The 18739-nt window shown below is 47.0% G+C and carries 18 protein-coding genes; 2 read left to right on the plus strand and 16 right to left on the minus strand.

The window, feature by feature from the left end:
- Positions 1-24: 24 nt before the first annotated feature.
- The 8 genes from F3I09_RS25795 to F3I09_RS25830 form a co-directional block, all read right to left on the minus strand.
- A complete protein-coding gene (locus F3I09_RS25795; protein WP_149697939.1) occupies positions 25-1020 on the minus strand; it encodes a chorismate synthase in 996 nt (331 codons plus the stop codon).
- Positions 1021-1092: 72 nt separating this feature from the next.
- Positions 1093-2379 (minus strand): 3-phosphoshikimate 1-carboxyvinyltransferase, encoded by a 1287-nt coding sequence (aroA, locus tag F3I09_RS25800; RefSeq protein ID WP_149697940.1) that lies wholly within the window; start codon positions 2377-2379, stop codon positions 1093-1095.
- A 13-nt stretch (positions 2380-2392) separates the two neighbouring features.
- The gene (aroB, locus tag F3I09_RS25805) at positions 2393-3418 is read right to left on the minus strand and encodes a 3-dehydroquinate synthase (RefSeq protein ID WP_149697941.1); all 1026 of its coding nucleotides are present in this window, start codon (positions 3416-3418) and stop codon (positions 2393-2395) included.
- Between the two features lie 13 nt (positions 3419-3431).
- Positions 3432-4562, minus strand: coding sequence for a chorismate mutase (locus F3I09_RS25810; protein ID WP_223233389.1), 1131 nt, complete (start codon positions 4560-4562; stop codon positions 3432-3434).
- Between the two features lie 107 nt (positions 4563-4669).
- On the minus strand, positions 4670-5512 hold the full coding sequence (locus tag F3I09_RS25815; protein ID WP_149697942.1) for a prephenate dehydrogenase: 843 nt from the start codon (positions 5510-5512) through the stop codon (positions 4670-4672).
- A 5-nt stretch (positions 5513-5517) separates the two neighbouring features.
- Positions 5518-6684 (minus strand): pyridoxal phosphate-dependent aminotransferase, encoded by a 1167-nt coding sequence (locus F3I09_RS25820; protein ID WP_149697943.1) that lies wholly within the window; start codon positions 6682-6684, stop codon positions 5518-5520.
- Between the two features lie 36 nt (positions 6685-6720).
- Positions 6721-7545, minus strand: a complete 825-nt coding sequence (locus F3I09_RS25825) for a prephenate dehydratase (RefSeq protein WP_149697944.1) — start codon at positions 7543-7545, stop codon at positions 6721-6723.
- Positions 7546-8099: 554 nt separating this feature from the next.
- Entirely contained in the window at positions 8100-8315 is a 216-nt protein-coding gene (locus F3I09_RS25830) for a hypothetical protein (RefSeq protein ID WP_149697945.1), read from the minus strand.
- A gap of 269 nt (positions 8316-8584) precedes the next feature.
- Between F3I09_RS25830 and F3I09_RS25835 the strand changes: the two genes are divergently transcribed.
- Complete coding sequence (locus tag F3I09_RS25835; protein ID WP_149697946.1) at positions 8585-9160, plus strand: RNA polymerase sigma factor; 576 nt, start codon at positions 8585-8587, stop codon at positions 9158-9160.
- 49 nt (positions 9161-9209) lie between these two features.
- Positions 9210-10298 (plus strand): S1C family serine protease, encoded by a 1089-nt coding sequence (locus F3I09_RS25840; protein WP_149697947.1) that lies wholly within the window; start codon positions 9210-9212, stop codon positions 10296-10298.
- Positions 10299-10380: 82 nt separating this feature from the next.
- Here F3I09_RS25840 and F3I09_RS25845 read toward each other — a convergent pair whose 3' ends face one another.
- From F3I09_RS25845 to F3I09_RS25880, 8 genes are all read right to left on the minus strand, one after another.
- Positions 10381-11100, minus strand: a complete 720-nt coding sequence (locus F3I09_RS25845) for a carboxypeptidase-like regulatory domain-containing protein (protein WP_149697948.1) — start codon at positions 11098-11100, stop codon at positions 10381-10383.
- Between the two features lie 96 nt (positions 11101-11196).
- On the minus strand, positions 11197-11349 hold the full coding sequence (locus tag F3I09_RS25850; protein ID WP_149697949.1) for a lmo0937 family membrane protein: 153 nt from the start codon (positions 11347-11349) through the stop codon (positions 11197-11199).
- Position 11350: 1 nt separating this feature from the next.
- Positions 11351-11536 carry a CsbD family protein gene (locus F3I09_RS25855; RefSeq protein ID WP_149697950.1) on the minus strand — a complete coding sequence of 62 codons (186 nt, stop codon included), beginning with the start codon at positions 11534-11536 and terminating at the stop codon, positions 11351-11353.
- 71 nt (positions 11537-11607) lie between these two features.
- A complete protein-coding gene (locus F3I09_RS25860; protein ID WP_149697951.1) occupies positions 11608-12558 on the minus strand; it encodes an aldose 1-epimerase in 951 nt (316 codons plus the stop codon).
- 96 nt (positions 12559-12654) lie between these two features.
- On the minus strand, positions 12655-13983 hold the full coding sequence (gene xylA / locus F3I09_RS25865) for a xylose isomerase (RefSeq protein WP_149697952.1): 1329 nt from the start codon (positions 13981-13983) through the stop codon (positions 12655-12657).
- A 63-nt stretch (positions 13984-14046) separates the two neighbouring features.
- Complete coding sequence (locus F3I09_RS25870; protein WP_149697953.1) at positions 14047-15528, minus strand: xylulokinase; 1482 nt, start codon at positions 15526-15528, stop codon at positions 14047-14049.
- Positions 15529-15662: 134 nt separating this feature from the next.
- Positions 15663-17378 (minus strand): sodium/sugar symporter, encoded by a 1716-nt coding sequence (locus F3I09_RS25875; protein ID WP_149697954.1) that lies wholly within the window; start codon positions 17376-17378, stop codon positions 15663-15665.
- A 130-nt stretch (positions 17379-17508) separates the two neighbouring features.
- Positions 17509-18639 (minus strand): FAD-binding oxidoreductase, encoded by a 1131-nt coding sequence (locus F3I09_RS25880; RefSeq protein WP_149697955.1) that lies wholly within the window; start codon positions 18637-18639, stop codon positions 17509-17511.
- Positions 18640-18739 lie beyond the last annotated feature (100 nt).

Consider the following 18739-nt stretch of genomic DNA (forward strand, 5'->3'; position numbering starts at 1 on the left):
GAGTCCACGCGGGAGATCACCGTTTTATTTAAACACCCTGCCGCTTCTCTGTTCCAGCAGCATAAAATCTGCAAGCGCCATGGCCGCTACGGCTTCCAGGACTACAGGTACTCTCAATGCGATGCACAGATCGTGACGTCCTTTTACGCTGAAGCTTTCCACTTCCCCGCTTTTTATATTCAGTGTGTGTTGTTCTTTAGGTGTGCTGGAGGTAGGCTTTACGGCTACCCGGAATACCAGGGGATTGCCATTTGTAATACCTCCTACTACCCCACCGGCATGGTTGGTAGCTGTTTTACCACTTGCATCCAGGATGGCGTCATTGTGCTCTACTCCTTTCATGCGCGCGGCGGCAAAACCTGCCCCGAATTCAATCCCCTTGATGGCAGGGATAGAGAATACGGCGTGTGCAATGGTCGATTCCACAGAATCAAAGAAAGGCTCTCCGAGACCAATAGGCAGCCCTTCTACTACACATTCCACAATACCACCAACGGAGTCTTTTGCGGCAATCGCTGCTTCCAGTCCTTTTTCTGCATCAGGCAGACCACCCACTTCGATCAGCGTTGCTTTTACAGAAATACCAGGACCCAGGATCTTCTTTGCGATGACACCGGCAGCTACCAGGTTCAGGGTCAGACGGCCGCTGAAGTGACCGCCACCGCGGTAATCTTCAAAGCCGCCAAACTTGTGGGTAGCTACGAAGTCTGCATGACCGGGACGGGGAAACTCACGGAGTTTCTCGTAATCGGTACTGCGGGTATTGTTGTTCTCAAATAATATTGTGATAGGAGCACCGGTGGTACGGTCGTTAAACACACCGGATTTAATGTAAGGCAGATCCTCTTCCTTACGGGGTGTGGTACCTTTCGCACCTGCTTTACGCCTTTCCAGGTCGGGCAGGAAGTCCTCCTGGGTAAGTGGAATACCGGCAGGAATGCCGTCAATATTCACGCCTACGCTGGCGCCGTGCGATTCTCCAAAAACGTTCACCCGGAATAATCTACCAAAGCTGTTCATGCTGTTTGTATATTTTTTTCAGCGCTGACCAATAGATACCAATCCGGCCCTTGTTGGTCAGCCCTGCTTCTATTAATGCGTCAGGCTTGCTGATCCCTGCTTTTTTACTATACCACCGATCTTCTCCAGATGATCATAGAACTCAGGGTATGATTTGTTAATGGCTTCTGCATCTTCGATGGTCACCGGTGCATCTGCCGTGAGTGCAGCTACTGCACAGGCCATGGCAATACGATGGTCGTTATGGGAGCTGACAACGGCACCTTTTATGCCTGTACCACCGTGTACCAGCATTTCATCGCCATGCAGGTCAATGGCAATACCCATCTTGCCAAATTCTTCCTGCAGGGTTTTACCACGGTCACTTTCTTTGTGTGCCAGCCTGTTCACACCAATGATCTTTGTGGTGCCTTCGCAATTGGCTGCCAGGGCTACCAGCGGAGGAAACAGATCAGGACAGTCTGTTGCATCAAAGTCAAATGCCTGTAATTTATCTTTTTGTACGATCACCGTGAATACGCCAGGAAGCAGTCCGGCGCCTGCTTTTTCAAGGGCTTCCAGGATCGCTTTATCTGATTGTGCAGATTGTGTATTCAGATGGTGTACTTCTGCCTTACCAGCTACAGCTGCAGCTACCAACAGAAACGCAGCACCACTCCAGTCTCCTTCCACGGTGTATTCACCGGCCTTATACGACTGGCGTTTACCAAAATGGAATTTTTCAAACTGCTCTTCTTTTACCTCCACTCCGAACTGCTCCATCAGTTGCAGCGTCAGTGCGATATAAGGTTTGCTTTTCAGATCTTTTACGGTGATGGTCACATCTTCCGCTACTGCGCCGTATGCCATCAGCAAACCGGTGAGGAACTGGGAACTCAGTGAGCCATCTATGGTGATGTTCTTTGCTTTCAGCGGGCCCTGTATGTTCAATGGCAGTTTCCCTTCACGGGTCGTGCATTTTACATCCAGCTGAGGTAATACCTGCTCGAAGAAGTCCATCGGGCGGGTGGTAAGGCTACCATGTCCGTTGATGGTAAGAGCCTGGTCTGACAGAGAGGCTATAGGCGTGAACATACGGATACCGAGGCCGGATTCCCCGCAATTGATCTCTTTATTGTCTGCAGGAGGAAATACTCCTTTGCTTGTAATTTCGATATGGTCCTCATTACGTTTGACAACGGCACCCAGTTTCCCGGCTACATCGAGCGCTGCCAGGCAGTCATTGCTCAGACCGGGATTACGGATAATGCTGGTACCATTGCTCAGCAGTGCTGCTGCAACAGCGCGTTGCATAGCACTTTTGGAAGGATTGGCGGTCACTGTACCACTGATAGCGCCGGGTGATATTGTTACTTGCATAAATTAGTTAGGTTTATAGTTCATCCAGCATCTGCTTCAATACTGTAATAGGAACAGGCTGCGTGGTAGCCCTGCCTATTTCCTCAAGCAGCACAAAGTGAATCGCATCTTTCTCCCGCTTCTTGTCCAGCTTGAAGATGTTGAACACTTCTTCCTTGTTGGAGGTCAGCGTAACCGGCAACTGGTAATCGTTAATGAGGCGGATCAGCCTGTTGGTTTGTTCCACAGGCAATCCTTTCAATTTCTCTGAGATCTTAGATGCTGCCACCATACCTATAGCAACAGCTTTACCATGCGCGATGTTCTCGATCTTTTCCACTGCATGCCCGAGCGTATGGCCAAAGTTAAGCCAGCGCCGGGAACCTGTTTCAAATTCATCTTCCAACACTACCTGGGTCTTCAGTTCCACGGAACGTTCCACCAGGTATTCCAGTACAGCCACATCACGCTGCATGGCTTTATCACGGTTTTCTTCCAGGTAGGTGAACAGGCTGGCATCGAGAATGCATGCATACTTGATGATCTCCGCGAAGCCGTTGTGCCATTCTTCTGCCGGCATAGTCAGCGGCAGCGAATAATCGAACAGGATGAACTCCGGCTGGCGGATAGTGCCCAGCATGTTCTTATGTTTACCATGGTTGATTCCGTTCTTGCCACCAATAGACGCATCCACCTGCGCCAGCAAAGTAGTAGGAACAAATCCCACAGGCATGCCCCGCATGTATATGCTGGCAGCATAACCGGTCAGGTCGGTAGTCATACCGCCGCCAATGCCTATCAGCATGGTCTTACGGTCTGCTTCCAGTTCGATCAGACCATTAATGATCTGCTCAAGGACTTCACCGCTTTTGTTCTCTTCTCCATCCGGGACGACCAGCTTTCTCCAGCCTGGCAATTTATGCCCATGGTGTTTATCCACATTCTCATCCACCACCAGTACGGTCCTGGAGGGATCAGCATAATTGCCCAGCTGTAAGAGGCTCTCTCCCAGATAATATTTCGTATTACTATGCTGGAACTGGTAAGATAACGTTCTCATATTTTGCTTAAGTCTATTTGTCTTCGTTCATCACTCTGTTCTGCCTGTTGATGGATTCCAGGTGTACTGCATCAAAATATTTCAGGATGAAATCTTTTGTCAGGCCCAGTTTCTCACCCTTGGAGATACCACGCTGCAGGATCTCGTTCCAGCGGTTGGTCTGCAGGATGGTCACATTATTCTCTTTCTTGTAGATACCGATCTTCTCAGCGATCTTCATTCTGTTGCCCAGCAGCAGCATGATCTCATCATCGATCTGGTTGATCTGACCACGGAGTTTATCCAGCGCAGAGTTGAATTCTTTCTGATCTGTGCGCTCATGACGCCAGGTGATACCATCCAAAATTTCTGCCAGTCTTTCAGGAGTAACCTGCTGTTTAGCATCGCTCCATGCTTTATCAGGATCGATATGTGATTCCAGCATCAGACCATCGTAATCCAGGTCAACTGCTTCCTGTGAAACTTCCTGCAGAATATCGCGGCGGCCGCTGATGTGGCTAGGATCGCAGATCATAGGCAGTTCAGGCATGCGGCGCTTCATTTCGATAGGCAGGTGCCACATCGGCGCGTTACGGTATTCAGTATTGCCATAGCTGGAGAATCCACGGTGGATCAGACCTATTTTGGTAATGCCGGAGTTACGTACACGTTCTACAGCACCTATCCACAGTTCGAGGTCAGGATTGATCGGGTTTTTGATCAGTACAGTTGTGTCCACACCTTTCAGCGCATCAGCAACTTCCTGTACGGAGAATGGGTTCACTGTAGTACGAGCTCCGATCCAGAGGATGTCCACGCCATGCTGCAGCGCTTCTTCTACCTGTTTAGCGGTAGCTACTTCCACTGCCAGCGGAAGACCGGTCAGTTCCTTAGCCTTCTGTAACCATGGTAAACCGGTTACACCAATACCTTCGAAAGAACCTGGACGGGTACGTGGCTTCCAGATACCAGCACGCAATACGTCTACTTTACCGGTTTTAGCCAGTCTCAGGGCTGTATCCAATACCTGTTCTTCGGTTTCTGCACTGCAGGGACCGGAAATGATCAACGGTTTCTTGTCAGAAGCCGGATCGGAGAATTTTGTTTTAGCGAGAATCTGTTCCATCATTTGATGCTTTTCAGACCATAGACGATAGTCGTCCATAATCCAGTGATTGTTTGTTTTCTTGTTTGCGTCCGACTATCGGCTAGTGATCCACTTTCAGTTTTCTGACAAGGCCCTGCGGCAAATGAGTCACTATACGAAACCGGCTATTTTAATATTTTCCTGATCTTATTTGATTTCTGGATCAGTTTATAGAATGTTTCGTAATCTTCCTTCTCCAGCAACTGCTTCATCTGCTGTAACTGGTGGATATGTTCATCCAGTACATCCAGCACATTATGGCGATTATGTTTGAAGATAGGCACCCACATATCAGGCGAACTTTTCGCCAGCCTCACGGTAGATTCAAAACCACCGCTTGCCAGTTCAAATATGCGTCCCTGCTCCTTTTCTTTCTCCAGTACGGTCAGCGCCAGGGCGAAAGAAGTGATGTGTGAGATATGGGATACGTAGGCCGTGTGCAGGTCGTGCTCTTCCGCATTCATATATACGAGGCGCATCTGCAGTTTGTCTACCATATTTTCGATGATCTCCAGGGCATCTTCATCACTGTTCTTCACGTCGCATAATACCATGGTCTTTTGTGTGAAGAGATTCTTTATGGCTGCTTCGGGCCCGGAATACTCCGTGCCGGCCATCGGGTGAGCCGCTACAAAGCGTCCCCTGTGAGGATGACCGGCAACGAGTTGTAATATCTTTTGCTTTGTAGAACCTACGTCCATGATCACATGTTCAGGCCCTGCTTTATCCAATACTGCAGGCAGGATCTGCAGCAACGCATCCACGGGGATAGCCAGTATGATGAGCTGTGAACGTTGCATAGCATCCTGCAGGGTAGCACCTTCGTCAATGATCTTCAGTTCCTGCGCTTTCTTCAGGTTGTCCGGGTTCTGATCCACACCAATTATCCAGTTGGCCACACCTTTTTCTTTAAGGCTGATGGCCAGCGATCCACCTATTAATCCTGTTCCTACTATAGTTGCGATCATGACTGTTATTGCTTAAATTTTGTTTTTATCCTATCCAGCACTTCTTCAAATACTTTTTCGTCCTTACAAAGACTTACCCTGATATAACCGTTGCCATTACTGCCGAAGATGCCGCCCGGAGTGATGAAGACCTGTGCTTTCTGCAGGATCTCGTCTGTCAGCGAGAAACCGTCTTTTGCAGAAGCGGGGATCTTCGCCCATACGAACAGTCCCACCTGGTTCTTATCGAACGTGCAGTCAAGCAGTTCCAGCAACTCAAATACTTTCTTACGGCGGCCTTCATAGATCCCATTCAGTTCAGCATACCACTCAGGCCCCAGTTCCAGTGCTTTTACAGCAGCCATCTGGAGAGGCTGGAACATACCGGAATCCATATTGCTCTTGAAGCGCAGCACTTCGTTGATCCATTCCTGCTTTCCTACCAGCATCCCTACACGCCAGCCGGCCATGTTGGAAGATTTGCTGAGTGAGTTCAGTTCCAGTACCACTTCCCTGGCGCCAGGCGTCTGTAACAGACTTTGTGGCTGCTTGTTCAGGATGAAGCTATACGGATTATCGTGACAAATTAAGATATTATGTTGTTGTGCAAAGGCTACCAGTTTACGGGCAAACTCTTCGTTGAAGCGTGCTCCGGTAGGCATATGCGGATAATTCACCCACATCAGTTTCACTTTACTCAGGTCGCGTTTGGCAAGTGCATCCAGGTCGGGTAGCCATCCATTCTTTTCCTCCAGGTCATAATCTACTACTGTAGCGCCACTCAGGTTCACAGCTGAACGGTAGGTAGGATAACCAGGATTAGGCACCAGGGCCTCATCTCCTTCCTGCAGGTAGGTCATGCAGATGTGCATGATCCCTTCTTTTGAGCCTATCAGTGGCAGCACTTCCTTTTCAGGATCCAGGGATACGCCATAGAAGCGCTGGTACCAGTCTGCCATTGCCTTGCGGAGGGCAGGAATACCTTTATAACCCTGGTAAGCATGGGTATCAGGCCGTTGTGCATATTCATGCAAAGTGGTAATTACGGAAGGGTGTGGAGGCAGATCCGGACTACCGATACCAAGATTGATCACTTTAGCTCCTGCCTTGTTCATCTCATCTATTTCTCTGAGCTTTTTGGAGAAGTAGTATTCTTCCGTTTGCTGCAGCCTTTTTGCTACCTGTAAGTTCATAATACGTTGTTTTCCGCGTCCTGATGTATGTTATGATTAATGTGTGTTTCCTTTCTTATAAATACCCAATACCTTGATATCCTCGGTGAGCGGCTCGATCTTGCTGATGCTCTTCTCAAAGTGGCTCAGGTTTTCAAATTCGAAGTCTGCATGGAAGTAATAATTCCACTCTTTGGCGGGCATTGGAAATGACTGGATCTTGCTCAGGTTGATCCCTGCCTGTGCTACCTGTGTCAGGACCTTGGCCAGGCTTCCACGCTCGTGTGAGGTCTGGAAGTACACTGATGCTTTATTGGCATCTGGCGTAGGCGTTACTCCGTTAGGAGAGATCACCAGGAAGCGGGTATAGTTATTTTTGATGGTATGGATATTGGGTGCGATAATTTCCAGACCATATATCTCTGCCGCCAGTTTACCAGCGATGGCAGCAGTGCTTTTCAGTTTCTTCTGCTGTACGTGTTTCGCACTGAGCGCTGTATCTTCTGTTTCCACCAGTTTCATATGGGGGTGTTTCTCCAGGAATTCTGTACACTGGAGTAATGCCATATGGTGCGAGTGCACTTCACGTATATCTTCCAGTGTCTGTCCGGGCAGCACCATCAGGTGTTGTTTAATATGAAGGTATACTTCACCAATCACATGCAGCCCTGAATTCTTCAGCAAAGTATAGTTCGGAAGGATGCTTCCTGCAATGGAATTTTCAATGGCCATTACGCCGGCATCTGCATCTTTCTGTTTAACTACCTTTTTAACAAGTTCCGGAAAGGATGCACAGCATTCGATCTCTATACCTTTGCCATAGTATCCTTCTGCTGCTATCTGATGAAAACATCCTTCAAAACCCTGAATTGCGACACGCATCTTTTTTATGTTTGATTTTTGGTTTGTAGTTGCTACAGCAACTACCGTATAAAATGAAAAAGGGCCCCGGTGGAGCCGGGACCCTTTTTATTTGCAATTATGTTTGAGTGCAGTTATTACAAAAGAGTCCCGGCCTTTACGACGTAAAAGAAGTAAAAGAAAAAGTAAAAGAAATAAAGGCTGAAACGCTGTAACATAAAGCTTGATATTATCGAAAAAAAGAAGGCCTCCCGTCTGGGAGGCCTTTTGCTAGTTTCTTTATATTTAAGTACTACAAACGACCTCCCTATTCCTGGTACCAGAAAAAGTAGAAACCATAAAAGTAACCAAAGGTTGTTTGTTGTATCATATTTTGCTTGATTGCCTGACAAAAATACACCAGGATTTGAATTTTCCAAGCACTTTTGTCAATAATTACAATCTATCTAATAAAGTAGTCGATTTCTGACATTTTTTTCAGTATCCTGTCACTACAAGCAGGCTTAACAAAAAAAACCGCCCCGTTTTGAGAACGGAGCGGTCATATAAAAGCCTTTATTTGCTTACCAACGTAATTATTTTTTGGTAGAGTCAACAGCAGCTTTAGCTGAATCAACAACAGCAGCAGCAGAATCAACTGTAGCAGCAGCAGAATCAACTGTAGCAGCAGCTGAATCGATGGTCTGAGTAGCTGTAGTATCTTCTGCTGGAGTTGAAGAACCACCACCGCAAGAAGCTGCAAATACACCAAGAGCTAAAGCTAAGAAACCAATTTTCAGAGCGTTTTTCATTTTGACTTATGTTTTTAGGTTTTGAAATATTATCTATCCTTTATACCGGGTTTGAAAAAAGGTAACCCAGATTTTTAAAAAATTTTTTTTCTGCCTGTTTCGCCCCTTTTTTCTATTTCCGGCAGGGTATTTTCATATATAGAGGCCTAACTATATATGAAATCAGCGCATTCCTGCATCTATCGGGTGATGGCTGCCGGGACTGATTTGGGATTTGGATTTTTTTTCTGCTACTTTGGGTTACCAAAGCCATTTAATAGTATTAATAAGTGAAGCATAATCAGAACATAGAACGGGATCGGGAATTACTGCTGGGATTAACCAGGAATGACGACAGGGCGCTGGCAACCATCTATACGGAGAATTATCCTTCCATATTAAGAATGGTTTTACAGTATAATGGGTCTGAGGATGATGCAAAAGATCTTTTCCAGGAAGCTATGATCATATTGTATGAGAAAGCGCAGAAAGGGGAATTTGATCTGTACAGCAAGCTGAAAACTTTTCTCTACGCGGTGTGCCGTCATCTATGGTTAAAGAAATTGCAGACCGGCAGCTGGCAACTGGCCCTTCCGGACGAACTGAAAGAAGTATTACCGGCAGAAGATGGCAATACAATGGCGGAACACGAGGAGAAAGACCAGCAGTTCAGAGTGATGGAAATGACGATGGGCAATATGGGAGAGCCTTGTAAAACGATCCTGGAGGACTATTATATCAGGAAACTGTCTATGCAGGACATTGCTGAGAAATTTGGTTACACCAACTCAGAAAATGCCAAAAACCAGAAGTACAAGTGCCTGATGCGACTGAAGAAACTATTTTTTGAACAATATAAATCTTAGGACCTGACAGGTGTAAGACCTGACAGATCTGTAAAAGCGGTTACAGGCGATGAACGACTTTACATTAATACGCGATATTGAACGCTACCTGGAGGGCGAAATGAACGAGCAGGAAAGAACTGCTTTCGAAGCGCTGCGCCAGTCCAATCCGGCGGTCAATGAGCAGGTGCTGATGCATCAGCAGCTCATTCAGCAGCTGGATCAATACGGACAGCGGGTAGCATTCCAGGAAAAGATGGATAAGATCCATGCTTCTATGGCTATTGATGAAGTCCTGGCTCCGTCGAAAACCGCGACTCCTAAAAAGGTTTTTACCATCAGCAAAAGGCTGGTAACCAATATGGCAGCAGCAGCCTGTATAGCCCTGGTCACTTCCCTGTCTACTATAGCTTTCATGCAGAATGCTAACAGACAGAATACAAAGGCCCAGTATGAGGACGTAAGACGTGTGCTGAACAATATTCAGCGCTCCCAAAATGCCCTCATCAACGACATAAACAGTAAAAAGAAAGCACCTGCCAACCCCGGCACTTATGGTGGTACCGGATTTGCCATCTCCAATAATGGCTATGTGGTAACCAACTACCATGTAATAGCAGGTGCAGATTCTATTTATATCCAGAACACAAAAGGTGAGGCATTTAAAGCAGCCAGCGTATTTGAGGACATTTCCAGCGATCTGGCCATCCTCAAAATCACGGACAGTACCTTTAAGGGCCAGCCACTCCCCTACACCCTGAAGCCCCAACACGCGCTACGTGGTGAGGCAGTTTTCACCCTGGGTTATCCACGGGATGAGATTGTCTATGGCGAAGGTTATATCAGCGCACAGACCGGTTTTAATGGTGACAGCGCTGCCTACCAGGTGTCCATCCCGGTTAATCCCGGCAACAGCGGCGCCCCCCTTATGGATAGTAAAGGCGACGTGGTAGGTATCGTAACTGGCAAACAGACTACTTCCGATGGTATTGCTTTTGCAGTAAAATCAGCACACCTGAAACGCCTGCTGGAAGAAATGCCTAAGGATAAACTACCTAAAAAGGAATGGAACCATAAGAACAGGCTGGGAGGATTAACACGTGTGGATCAGGTGAAGAAGCTGGAAGACTTCGTCTATATGGTGAAAGTTTATAACTAAAAGATATTTTCTATTGGCCTCTGCATGCAACGCGGCCACCCTCTTTCCAGGGTGGCCGTTGCTTTTATAGCTATTTCTTGTCTTATTTCTTCTTCCATGCCCGGTATTTATCCGTTATCCAGTAAATCAGGTCTTCCTGCTGCATTACCCTGATGGTACTATAATCAGGATAATTCTCCCTCATGAACAACATCAGCGAATCCCCTTTCAGACTGGTCACCCTGCTGACGAACTGCGGTGTATACCGGGAATCTATATATCTTTCCTCTTCCGCTTTGGCGAAGATCTTCTTAAACTCTCTTTTTTGCTTCTCAGACCGGGAATACCTTGTAAAAGGACTGAACACAATACCTGCTCCAACAGGAGTGCTTCCCCCGGCCAGCGGCATATCCCTTTTATCCAGGATGTAACCGAACTGCTGCCTTCTCGCCAGGGAGTCGATCTGATAAGGCGTGTATTGCGTACCAATTTCCACACTACGCAGCTGCTTGGCTTCTACCGTCAGGGAAATATTCCTGGTTTCCGTTCCGCTTGACTGAGTCACCACCACACTGTCGGACCTGTACCCCAGAAATGAAAATACGACCACATCTTTAGGACTGGCTGTTATCTTATAAAAACCTCCTTTGTCGGAATAGGTTCTGCGGCCTGTGCTTTTGTTAAGTATACTAGCATAGGGTAAAACCAGCTTGTTCTCCTTGTCCATGATGGTTCCTGTCAGCGTTACCTGCGCCTGGGCTTTCACTACCCCCAACAGGCTGCAACAACAAAGCACCAGTACTCCTGTGATGATTCTTTTCATTATCTGATGGATTAATCTACAGGCAATATCCTAAAAAAATAACGAAAAAATCCTCCCGGTAATGGGAGGATTTACATGATATTTAAATTTATAGACTCACAGCCTTGATCCCCTTATGATCTGAAGGAGGATGGCTATAATTGCAAGTACGAGGAGAATATGGATCAATCCACCTGTAGAATATACAAAAAAGCCCAGTAACCAGCCGATAATGAGTATAACAGCGATGATATATAATAGACTTCCCATGTTACGCAGATTTTATGAGTTTAATAACTTCATCACGTGTTTTACCTAATTTCTGCTGGAGTTTGCCTATTAAACGGTCTTCCTGTCCTTCCTCATACAAAAGGTCATCATCTGTCAGGTTCGCATATTGCTGCTTGATCTTCCCCTTTACCTCGTTCCATTTACCCTTGATTTCTAAAGTATCCATAACATATTCTTTTTGGGTGAAACAATAATACTGGTAAAGTTCCAAAGACTATGCCAAGGGATGCCGGAATATTACCAGCTGACCGCAGAAATGGCGGTTCTGAAGGCCTTACTTTCGCCCGCGGAAAGAGATACCAGTCCCATTCCGTTATTAAAAGCATTGGGCGCTCCGCTCAGATTCTCAATGGCAATACTGTTACGGTGCGACGGAGTATAGATCTGCAGAACAGGATAACTGCTGTCAGGATAGAATGTGATGGCAATATGCTTTTTGGGGTCTCTTAAGGTACATGTTGATGCATGCTGATTAAAGTTCAGCAGGAAAGAATTGTCCAGGGGAATACCTTCCAGGGGAGAAGATTCCAGGAACCTGTCATAGGGCAATATCTTACCGGTAGGCACCAGCTGCGCATTAAATTCCACTATTTGTTCCGACGCAAACTGCAGCTCCATATCGTCTATAGGCGTGCCTGTTGTAAAGTAGGGATGCCATCCGTCCATCACAGGTATGGATGCAACGGAACGGTTGCTGATAGTAGTGGTTATTTGCAGACGTGAGTCTGGTTCCAGGCTATACTGCACTTCACAATCATAAGGGAATGGATATCCCTCATCAGCGCCATTATACTGATAACGCAATATCACCCTTGCCGATTTTTCATCGGCATGTATATCTTCCACTGTAAATGCCACATCATAGAGTAATCCGTGAATATAACTCCCCGGCGCAATGGCTTTCTGTATCTTATATTGCTTTCCCTCCCACTCATAGGCGCCACCTGGTATACGGCAGGCAAAGGGGCTGAGTTTAGCGCTCTTGAAATACGTTGCCATGTTAGCCCGGTAATCCTCCAGGCTGGCATAGTTATCAATAATATTCAGCTGTGTTTCCTTATAAGGTATGCGGAAAGCATGCAGCATGGCGCTATGTGCAGGAATGATCTCTACCTGCGCACCATTGTCATCGTCTTTCAGTGCAACGATATCGAAACCATCCTGGTGAAAGGTATATGTGGAAAACATGGTGGTCAGTTTATAGTCATACAAGGTACAAAAAAGAAAGCTGTCGCGCCTGCGGCGGACAGCTTCTTAATATTCCATTCAACAAATAAGTTGTGATCAGATGTACTGGTTGATGATATTTTCCAGCCACTCCTGCTTACCGCTGATGAGCTTAGGCTCACCATTGCCAATAGCAAAATTGCGCAGGTCTTCCAGTGTCAGTTTACCATCTTCGAATTCCTTACCCTTACCGCTGTCGAAAGAAGCGTAACGGTCCTTACGGAATTGCTTATACGGAGATTGTTCCAGCACTTTTTCTGCAATGACAGCAGCGCGGGCAAAGGAATCAATACCACCAATATGAGCATGGAAGATGTCTTCCAGATCGGTAGAGTTACGGCGTGTCTTCGCATCGAAGTTCACACCACCGCCGCTGAAGCCACCAGCTTCGAGGATCACCAGCATGAATTCAACCATGTCGTTCAGGTTCATCGGGAACTGGTCAGTATCCCATCCGTTCTGCGCATCACCACGGTTAGCGTCAATGCTACCCAGCATACCGGCATCAGCAGCTACCTGCAGTTCGTGCTGGAAGGTATGACCTGCCAGTGTAGCATGGTTCACTTCCAGGTTCAGTTTAAAGTCTTTATCCAGTCCGTAGTGACGCAGGAAACCTATTACAGTTGCCGCATCATAATCGTACTGGTGTTTGGTTGGCTCACAAGGTTTAGGCTCAATGAAGAACGTACCTTTAAAGCCCTGTTTGCGTGCATAATCTTTAGCCACAGTCAGGAAGCGGGCCAGGTGTTCCTGTTCACGCTTCATGTTGGTATTCAGTAGGGTCATATAGCCCTCACGACCGCCCCAGAATACGTAGTTTTCACCACCCAGTGCAATTGTAGCATCCAGGGAATTCTTTACCTGTGTACCTGCATAAGCCAGTACAGCAAAGTCAGGATTGGTGGAAGCTCCGTTCATGTAACGCGGATTGCTGAATACATTGGCAGTACCCCACAGCAATTTCACACCGCTGGCTTTCTGCTTTTCTTTTGCATAATCCACAATCTTCTGCATACGGCTTTCGTATTCACTGATGGTAGCACCTTCATCTACCAGGTCCACATCGTGGAAGCAGTAGTAAGGCACGCCCAGTTTGGTGATGAATTCGAAAGCTGCATCCATTTTGTCTTTTGCGCTCTGTACTGCATCAGTAGCAGTTAACCAGGGAAAAGCCTTGGTGCCCGGACCGAACGGATCTCCGCCGGTACCGCAGAAGGTGTGCCAGTAGGACACTGCAAAACGGAACAGTTCTTTCATGGTCTTGCCACCGATCTTTCTGTTCTCATCATACCATTTGTAAGCAAATGGGTTAGTTGACTGAGGACCTTCGTAGGCGATCTTCCCTATGCCTTTGAAGTACTCCTGATTCCCTAAAGTGATACTCATTTTCTTTCTTTTTTTGAATCCAAAACGTGTGTATATATTGTGTAACTGCTATGTGCGATGCAGTTACTTAATAACGTGCTGTAATCCTTCCAGCCACTGGCTGTAGATGCTGGCATATTGTTGCTGTAATGTGGCATCCGGCTCTATGGTGGCCAGACATTCCATACCACGGAAAGCTTCCCTTTCATTGTACAGGCCTGCTCCTATACCGGCAGCCCTGGCAGCTCCCTGAGCGCCGTCTGTGTTATACAGTTCGATCACCACATTGGCTGTATTGGCAAATACTTCTCTGAAGAGAGGACTGAGGAACATATTGGCTTGCCCTGCCCTTACACGATGGATCTGCAGCCCCATGTCGTTCATGATGTCCATTCCGTATTTCAGGGCGAATACGATCCCTTCCTGTGCCGCGCGCAACAGGTGCTCACGACCATGAATATTGAAGTTCAGTCCGTTGAATACAGCCCCTGTTTCCTTATTGGCAAGGATACGTTCCGCACCGTTACCAAAAGGATAGATATGCAGACCACGGGCGCCAGCAGGCGCCTGGGCGGCCAGTGTATTCATTTCACTATAGTCAAGCTTACCAGTTATCTGTCTTAACCAGCTGTTGAGGATGCCTGTACCGTTAAGGCACATCAGCACCCCGTTACGGTGCGCATCTGGTCTGTCATTAACGTGTACGAAAGTGTTAACACGACTTTCCTGGTCGAAAGCAATATGATCGTGCACTGCATACACAACCCCGGAAGTACCAGCTGTAGTTGCAGCTTCTCCGGGTTTCAGTACGTTCAGTGAAAAAGCATTGTTTGGCTGATCGCCTGCACGGTAGGTTACAGGTGTACCTGCGGCAATGCCTAAGAGCGCAGCTGCCTGTTCAGTCACCTTACCCTGCAAACCGAAGGTAGGCACGATATCCGACAGCAGACTTTCATCAATGTTGTAATGCTTTAATAACACGGGAGATACCTGCCTGCCACTGAAGTCCCAGAAGATACCTTCCGAAAGACCAGAGATAGTCGTTGCCGCCTCACCAGTCAGACGCATAGCGATAAAATCGCCCGGCAGCATGATCTTGTGGATGCGTTTGTAGATTTCGGGTTCATACTGCTGTACCCAGCGTAGCTTGGAAGCGGTAAAGTTACCGGGAGAATTGAGCAGGTATTGCAACGACCAGTTCTGTCCCAATGCATTAAAAGCTTCATTGCCTATTTCCACTGCCCGGCTGTCACACCAGATAATGGAAGGACGCAGTACCTGCTGGTCCTTATCCACACATACCAATCCATGCATCTGGTAAGCAATACCAATACCGGCAACAGCATGCCCATCAAAGGGATGCTGTTGCTGTAATTTTTTTGTTGCGTTCTGAACCTCCTGCCACCACATTTCGGGATCCTGTTCCGCCCATCCTGCTACAGGCGCATGCATTGGCATTTCCTGTGCAGGACTGATAGCTGTAGCCAGGCATTTCCCCGTTTCTATATCCAGCAGTGCCGCTTTCACCGAGGAGGAACCGATATCATATCCTATCGTATATCTCATATAACGATCTTCTGTTTCTTATGGTTAATTTGTTTCCGTTGTTTCCCTGGGGTATCACCCCGGGCTACAAACACATCGCTCCTAAAGAAGCACTATCCGCACTGTTACCAGAAAGGAGCGGTCTGTCTATGCTGTTACCAGAAAATGGTATACAGCGCAGTCAGGATTCCGCAAATGATCAATGCAATAACAGTGAATGCCAAAGATGGTTTGAACATTGAAGAATCTACTTCCAGTGCATGTGCTCCGGATCCGGAAGGCTTCAGTTCGCCGCGGGCAGTTGCCAGTGCTTTATTTGGAGCTGGAGCCAGCAGTGAAATAAGGATCATACCTATCACACATACTCCGAATACAATACCCATACGGTCGAGGAACGGAATTTCATACACACCATTTGCATTTGGCACAGCCATACCCATGTCGTACAGGAAAGAAAGATCCATCCATAATGGCAGGAACTTCAGGAAGATGGACATTGCAAAACCACCGATCATTGCAAACAGTGCTGCATTGGCTGTAGTTCTCTTCCAGAAGAAGCCCAGTATGAACATCGCGAAGATACCAGGCGATACGAAACCAGTGTATTCCTGAATGAACTGGAAACCACCTTTTTTATCGATACCCAGGAACGGAGAGATAATGATAGCCAGTATCATGGCAACTATTACCACAACGCGGCCAACATTTACCACCTTCTTTTCATCGGCGTTTCTATTGAAGATCTCTTTGTAGATATCCAGAGAGAAAATAGTAGAGATACTGTTTGCTTTACCTGCCAGGGAAGCTACTACCGCAGCAGTCAGCGCGGCAAATGCCAGCCCTTTCATACCTGCAGGCAGGAGGTTCATCAGCACAGGATAAGCGTTGTCAGGATTCAGTTCTCCTGCTTTTACCATTTCCTGCTGGAACAGGCCCTGTGAGTGCAGTACATAAGCTGCAATACCAGGCAATACCACGATCACAGGCATCAGCAGCTTCAGGAAACCTGCGAAGAGCAGACCACTGCGTGCAGTCTTGAGATCAGCACCCAGTGCACGCTGTGTAATATATTGGTTACAACCCCAGTAGTTCAGGTTCACGATCCACATACCACCTACCAGTACTGTGAGGCCGGGTAGATCGAGATAATGCGGGTTGTCTTTCTTCAGGATCATATGGAAATGGTCGCTGGCATGTTGCGTCATCAGGGAGAAACCTTTCAGCACGCCAGTTTCACCAAAGTGCTCAGATACCAGGCTTAATGCCAGATAAGTAGTTACCAGACCACCCAGTATCAGGAAGAACACCTGGATAACGTCTGTATAACCGATCACCTTCATACCACCCAGGGTAATAAAGATGGCGAATAACGCAATAAGGCTCATACATACATAGAAGTTAATGCCTGATATTGTATTCACCGCCAGTGCACCCAGGTACAGGATGGAAGTCAGGTTCACTACCACGTATAGCAGGAGCCAGAAAACAGCCATAATGGTGCTTACTGTTTTATTATACCGTGTCAGCAGGAACTGCGGCATGGTATATATCTTATTCTTCAGATAGATGGGCAGGAAGAACACCGCCACAATAATGAGGGTCGCAGCCGCCATCCACTCATAAGTGGAGATAGCCAGACCAATATTGAACCCGGAGCCTGCCATCCCGATAAACTGCTCCGCAGATATATTGGATGCGATCAGAGAGGCGCCGATAGCCCACCAGGTAAGGGAACCTTCCGCCAGGAAGAAATCTTTGGAATCAGTTGTCTGCCGTTTTTTCTTTTTGTAGATATAGAGACCGTAGCCGGCAACAATCACGAAATACACTAAGAAAACAACATAATCGAGGAATTGTAAGCTCTTTTGCATAAAAAAAACGTGGTAATAAATAAATTAGGAATCAATATAGCAACATTTTAATTAAACGTAAAATTTACGTTTAAAATTTTTCACTAAGAGTTGGACATATTTTCTGTTTTTCTTTTTTGTTTTTCATTGTTTATTCAGTAAGGAATGCAGAGAGTTGCTCTCCTACAGCGGATCCTATTGCGACGCCCATACCGCCCATACGGACGCCGAGCACGATGTTGTGAGTGTGGTAACGGATCAGTGGCTGGCGGGTCCGACCAAAAGCCATGATACCGGTCCAACGGTCTGTGATCATAAAGGATTGTCCTGGTAAGATAATATTATGCAACCGGTTTTCCAATTGCTGTTGTATCTCCGGATTAAGATCAAAGCTTGTTGTGGTCTCTTTTTCAAAGTCAAGATTACGTCCCCCGCCAAACAGTACTCTGCCGTCCAGTTCGCGGAAGTAATAATACCCCTCCTCCATATGAAAAACACCCTTAAAGGGCAGACCGGGAATTACATTCGTCAGTAGTACCTGTCCTCTGCCAGGCTGCACGTCCAGCTCCGGCAATAATTGCCGGGCAAATGCATTCGTACAGACAGCTACCCTTCTGGCCATAAAACCAATCTCCTCTCCTGCTGCTGTCGGGACAGTGACTCTCACGCCCGTCTGCAGGTCTTCCAGGTGGCTCACGCTGCAACCGGTCTTTATTTCGACCCCTTTTGAGATGGCGATGTCTATCAGACTGCGCATCATCCTGCCGGTATGCAGTTCCCCTTCATAGTTATTGCGGATCAGTGCTCTTACATATGCCCTGTTAAAACCGAATCCCGCTATTTTATCGCTGGCAAGGGTAAAGGCATCCCCGCCAAGCAGCGGTCTTAAAACATTGTTCACACTGTCCAGTTGCGCCAGGGCATGTTCTTCTTCCATGCCTATCAGTTCATAACTACCGTCTTCCCGGTACTGCATGGCCTCATCTCCTATACGCCGGCGCAATAACTGCAGACCATTGAGCCGCATCTGTAAGATAGCCAGCACCTCTTCCCGGGGCATGTTATTGAAATCAGACAGCAACTCCGTCAAACTGCCTATACAGGCAAAGCCGGCATTCTTGGTACTGGCGCCCGTAGGCAGAATATCCCTTTCCAACACCAACACCCGCGCTGCAGGTAGCCTGTCTTTCAGGCTGATAGCTGTGGAGAGCCCTACTATACCACTGCCGGCAATGATGTAGTCGTATTGTAAAAGGCTCTGTTTTTCCCAATAGCTAAGCATATCCTTTTGATTTGGCTATCAGCCTGTTTTCAAACGTTGGAATTGAATAATGTATTGTAAATGTACTCTTTTTATTGATGTCAAGCTGACATTTATTATA

The organism is Chitinophaga sp. CF418, assembly GCF_900142925.1.
GTDB lineage: Bacteria > Bacteroidota > Bacteroidia > Chitinophagales > Chitinophagaceae > Chitinophaga.